The 4,984-nt window shown below is 54.1% G+C and carries 5 protein-coding genes; all 5 read right to left on the bottom strand.

What is annotated here, in order from left to right:
- On the bottom strand, positions 1-1,070 hold a 1,070-nt coding region (yegQ, locus tag FDW87_RS06480; RefSeq protein ID WP_252363048.1), incomplete at its 3' end, for a tRNA 5-hydroxyuridine modification protein YegQ.
- Positions 1,071-1,229: 159 nt separating this feature from the next.
- Positions 1,230-1,562 carry a YegP family protein gene (locus FDW87_RS06475; protein WP_019077150.1) on the bottom strand — a complete coding sequence of 111 codons (333 nt, stop codon included), beginning with the start codon at positions 1,560-1,562 and terminating at the stop codon, positions 1,230-1,232.
- Positions 1,563-1,697: 135 nt separating this feature from the next.
- Positions 1,698-2,420: a two-component system response regulator BaeR gene (baeR, locus tag FDW87_RS06470; RefSeq protein ID WP_019077149.1), complete on the bottom strand. Its 723-nt coding sequence runs from the start codon at positions 2,418-2,420 to the stop codon at positions 1,698-1,700.
- Positions 2,417-3,820, bottom strand: coding sequence for a two-component system sensor histidine kinase BaeS (baeS, locus tag FDW87_RS06465; protein WP_016153606.1), 1,404 nt, complete (start codon positions 3,818-3,820; stop codon positions 2,417-2,419). The genes baeR and baeS overlap by 4 nt, the downstream gene beginning before the upstream one ends.
- Positions 3,820-4,984: multidrug transporter subunit MdtD (gene mdtD / locus FDW87_RS06460; RefSeq protein WP_252363047.1), on the bottom strand; the 1,165-nt coding region annotated here is incomplete at its 5' end. The genes baeS and mdtD, both read right to left, overlap by 1 nt.

The following is a 4,984-nucleotide window of genomic DNA, read 5'->3' as shown; positions in this document are numbered from 1 at the left end:
GAAACAGAGAAGCCGTATTCGTAGTTCTGATAGTCGTCATGCGTATGGCGGCGCAGGAACCCCTCGGTGTAACCGCGATGCGCCAGACCTTCCAGCGTTTCCAGCAGTTGCGGGTCGAACGGTTTACCGGCAGCGGCATCATCAATGGCCTTGCGATAAACCTGCGCGGTACGTGCACAGTAATAGTATGATTTAGTACGGCCTTCAATTTTCAGCGAATGCACGCCCATCTGAGTCAGGCGCTCAACGTGGGCAATGGCACGTAAATCCTTCGAGTTCATGATGTAAGTGCCGTGTTCGTCTTCAAACGCGGTCATGTACTCACCCGGACGTTGGGCTTCTTCGATCATAAAGACTTTGTCAGTCGGCGCGCCAATACCCAGCGTCGGCTCAACATTTTGTACCGGGATAGGCTCGTACTTATGCACGATATTGCCCACCACGTCTTCTTTGCCTTCCTGCACGTTGTATTCCCAGCGGCAGGCATTGGTACAGGTACCCTGATTTGGGTCACGCTTGTTGATGTAGCCAGAGAGCAGGCAGCGGCCGGAGTAAGCCATGCACAGCGCGCCGTGAACAAAGATCTCAATTTCCATATCCGGCACCTGGGTGCGGATTTCTTCAATTTCTTCCAACGACAGTTCGCGGGACAGGATCACACGGGTCAATCCCATCTGCTTCCAGAATTTCACCGTCGCCCAGTTTACGGCGTTAGCCTGTACTGAAAGGTGAATGTCCATGTCAGGGAAGTTTTCGCGCACCAGCATAATCAGACCGGGGTCGGACATGATCAGTGCATCCGGTCCCATTTCCACCACCGGTTTCAGGTCACGAATGAAGGTCTTCAGCTTGGCGTTATGCGGGGCAATATTAACCACCACATAGAATTTTTTACCCAGTTCATGGGCTTCATTAATGCCTAGCTGCAGGTTTTCGTGATTGAATTCGTTGTTGCGTACGCGCAGTGAGTAACGCGGTTGGCCCGCATATACAGCGTCTGCGCCATAGGCGAAAGCGTAACGCATGTTTTTCAGCGTTCCCGCCGGGGAAAGGAGTTCCGGTTTAAACATAATTTTCTCGTTCTGATGACAGGTCAGACTCGCCTCACTCAATGAGGCGGTTAGGGGAGTGCCCCCATATTAAGGGCGGGCATTGTAGCGCTGTGGGGAAGACAGGTAAAGAAAAACGCCGGGCGACAGCGTGGCGTTACCCGGCTGAGCGAGTCATTATCAGGTTTTATCTTTTATCGTCTGAGTTACACCATTGGTCTTAACTGAAGCAATACCGGTCTCGCGCGACTGTTCATTCGCATATAGTTGACTGCTACCAATAATCTGGTGGTTTGCTGCTTTCAGATTGAAATGCAATTTGCCATTAGCTGCCGTTTTTTTCTCGTAACGCTCGGCCAGAGGGCTGTTAGCCTGGACAGATGCGATCCCTTTTTCTGCCGCGCCTTTTGTCGTGTAAAGCTCACTGGTAAGGATAGTTTCCCCGTTTCCAGCCTTAAGAACAAAGCGGTACTGATCATCGCTACTCTTGCTTAATTCAAACCAACCAGCCATATGAACTCCTTGATTAAAGTTTTATATCAAACAGTTATTGACGACAGTGTTGCCACAAAGAGTATGAGCGATATTTGGAGAGTTGCTAGTCAACAGAACTCCACGAAGCCGCGGAGTCCTGCAGGACGGGAGTGTTTACGCAATCCGACAGGCGTCGGCTTCCCAGCGATACCCTACGCCATAGACCGCGCGGATAAACGACTGCTCCGCATCCAGCGATTCCAGCTTGCGTCGCAGGTTCTTGATATGGCTGTCGATGGTTCGGTCGGTAACGACACGGTAATCGTCATAGAGATGATTGAGCAACTGTTCACGGGAGAACACTTTTCCCGGTTCATGCGACAACGTTTTGAGTAAGCGAAATTCAGCAGGCGTTAAGTCGAGCATTTTCCCACGCCAGGACGCCTGAAAACGACCTTCATCGACGATCAACGGGCTGTCAGCATCCATCTGTTGCAGTTCGCGCTGCGGCTTGCAACGGCGCAGAATCGTCTTCACGCGAGCAACAACTTCACGCGGGCTGTAGGGTTTGCAAATATAATCATCCGCACCGATCTCCAGCCCCAGCAGGCGATCAATTTCTTCTATCTTGGCGGTTACCATCATGATGGGGACTTCAGAGAATCGGCGGATTTCCCGGCACAGAGTCAGGCCGTCGGTACCAGGCAGCATCAGATCCAACAAGATCAGGTCGGGCGGCGTCTGACGCACGTAAGGAAGAACCAGATCGCCGTGGCTGATGAGCGTAGGAGCGTAGCTTGCCGCGCGCAGGTAGTCGATAAGCAGTTGCCCCAGCTTGGGCTCGTCTTCCACGATCAGAATACGCGGCGTGTTTTCATCAATGGGTAACTCAGTCATACATCTCTCTGTAAATCGCGTTCCAGCGGTAATGTTACTGTAATGCTAACCCCGCCAAAAGGCGAATGGGCGGCGCGAATCAGACCATTATGCGCCTGTACGATATTGACGCAAATTGCCAGCCCCAGCCCGGAACCACCGCTGGCACGGTTACGCGAGCCTTCGGTGCGATAAAATCGTTCAAACAGCTTCTGTAACTGGTCGTCACTTACGCCGGGAGCGGAATCAGCGAAGGTTAATAAAACCATACGCTCGCGTTGTTCGGCGCTGATGTGCAGTCCGCCGCCGCTGTCGGTGTAGCGCAGACTGTTTTCCAACAGATTGTTGAACAACTGCATCAGACGATCCCTGTCGCCAAATACCGTCATGCTGTCCGGGAGTGAAAGTTGTATCGTCAGTCCACGGCTGGCAAAGCGTTCACGAAATGCGCCACTTGCCACTTCCAACAGGGGGATGAGATCCAGCGATGTTTTCTGGTAGGCCAGCGCGCCTTCATCGGACATGGAGAGCTGATGCAGATCGTCCACCAGCTTGGTGAGCGTACCCACTTCAGCTTGCAAAGAGGCAACGGAGTCAGGGGTGAACTGGCGTACGCCATCCTGAATGGCTTCCAGTTCACCGCGCAACACCGCCAACGGCGTACGCAGTTCGTGAGAAATATCGGCCATAAAGTCACGCCGCATCTGCTGGTTTTTTTCCAGCGTACTGGCAAGCTGGTTGAAGTCCTGCGCCAGCTTGCCCAGTTCATCCGTACTGGTCGGTGCAACGCGAGTGGTGAAATCGCCAGCCGCCAGTTTGTGCGTGCCTTCCACTAACCGCTTGACCGGGGCCAGCAGGCTGCGCGCCAGCGTAAACGTTGCCAGCGCCGCCAGGATCGTGGAGAGCGCGACGATGAGCCAACTGGAACGTCTTTGCTGCATGTCGAAATTGATATCCGTATTGCGCGTTAAGCGTTCCACGGGAGAGGCAATCACGGCACCGACTTCGCTACCGTTGACGCGGATCGGATGGCGCATACCGTCACGGGGGACCGGAGCACGCGGACCGACCAGCACGCGGGCATTTTGGTCGACAACCCAAAACTGCGTACGCCAGCCGTGCGGCGGCATGCCGGGGCCGGGTTTATCATCGTCGTTGTCGTGTTCAAAAGAGCGCAGGATCTGAAAAACAAACCGATCGTTATTGCGTAAGAATCGCCAGTTGCCGTGCTGTTCATACTGCTCGCTTAATGCGTCGCTGAGCATTTGCAGCCGCTGTTCGTTACCGTGCTTGATATAGTCAATAAAACCGCGTTCGAAGCTTATGCGTACGGCCCAGTGCATGCTGATCAGCAACACGATGCAGGTGGCGAAAATCGCCAGAAACAGTTTGCCGGTGATACCGGGCCGCCAGAACTTCATCAGGTGCTCCTTTTGCGCCGTGAAATCACCGCGTTGGTTTGCGTGTCGTTCGGCACGCGGGCAAAAATAATGGCGGGCAGCGCGATAATGAATGCGATGCACAGCCAGGTATACATAAAGACGGTATGCGTACTTCCGCTGTCGATGACGCTATGCTGCTGACCGAACATACCTAGCAGCAGCCCCGCGATGGTCACCCCGATACTCATCGACAGCTGCATGATCATTGACAGCAGGCTGTTACCACTGCTGGCGAGATCGTCAGGCAGGTCTTTTAACGTCAGGGTGTTCATGGATGAAAAGCGCGTTGAGTTGACCATTCCCTGTAAGAACAGTACGAAGGGCAGGGCGTAATACCAGCCGAGCAGCGCGGTGGTCATCAGCAGCAGACTGACCAGCGACAGGCCAAGCGTTGTAGCGACCAGTACGCGACGGTAGCCAAAGCGATTAACGACCTGCACCACAATGCGCTTCATGCCCATACTGCCGAGCACCATCGGGATCATCATCAGCCCGGCATGAAAGGGCGAAAAACCGAGGCCTATTTGTAAAAACACCGGCGTCATAAACGGCAGCATACCGCTACCGATGCGTCCGGCAAAACTGCCGAAAAGACCCAGCGAGAAGGTCGGTGTGCGAAACAGATTCAGGCTGAACAGCGCGCGTGGATTACGATGGGCGTGTTTCAGATACAGCGCAATAGCCAGCACTCCGCAGATAACCAACGCTGCCAGCGAGATACTGGAGATGCCGATTCCTTTACTGCCATCAAGTGCCAGCGTCAGTACCGCCATGCCGACTGCCAGCATCGCAAATCCGGAGAGATCGAAGCGTCGGGTTTGCATGGTGTAGTTGGGCATCAGCATTAACGTCGCTATCGCGCCGACAATACCAACCGGAATGTTAATCAAAAATATCCAGTGCCAGGAGGCGTACTCAACCAGAATACCGCCTAATGCCGGTCCCAGTAGCGGGCCAATCTGACCGGGCAATGTGACAAACGTCATCGCCGCCATATATTGCTCACGCGGGACGATTTTCATCACCGTTAGCCTGCCGACCGGCACCATCATCGCACCGCCAACGCCTTGTAAGACGCGCGCCATCACCAGCTCGTTGAGTGTGCTGGACCCGGCGCAAAACAGCGAGCCAAGCGTAAACAGG

The organism is Citrobacter sp. wls826, from assembly GCF_005281245.1.
Lineage (GTDB): Bacteria > Pseudomonadota > Gammaproteobacteria > Enterobacterales > Enterobacteriaceae > Citrobacter > Citrobacter braakii.
Note: the sequence above shows the minus strand (reverse complement) of the source record. Positions and strands in the feature narration are given on the sequence as shown.

Excerpts from the sequence above, each read along its gene's own strand:
- FDW87_RS06475 (WP_019077150.1), bottom strand. The coding sequence starts at position 1,562 with ATGGCTGGTTGGTTTGAATTAAGCAAGAGTAGCGATGATCAGTACCGC.
- baeR (WP_019077149.1), bottom strand. The coding sequence starts at position 2,420 with ATGACTGAGTTACCCATTGATGAAAACACGCCGCGTATTCTGATCGTG.
- baeS (WP_016153606.1), bottom strand. The coding sequence starts at position 3,820 with ATGAAGTTCTGGCGGCCCGGTATCACCGGCAAACTGTTTCTGGCGATT.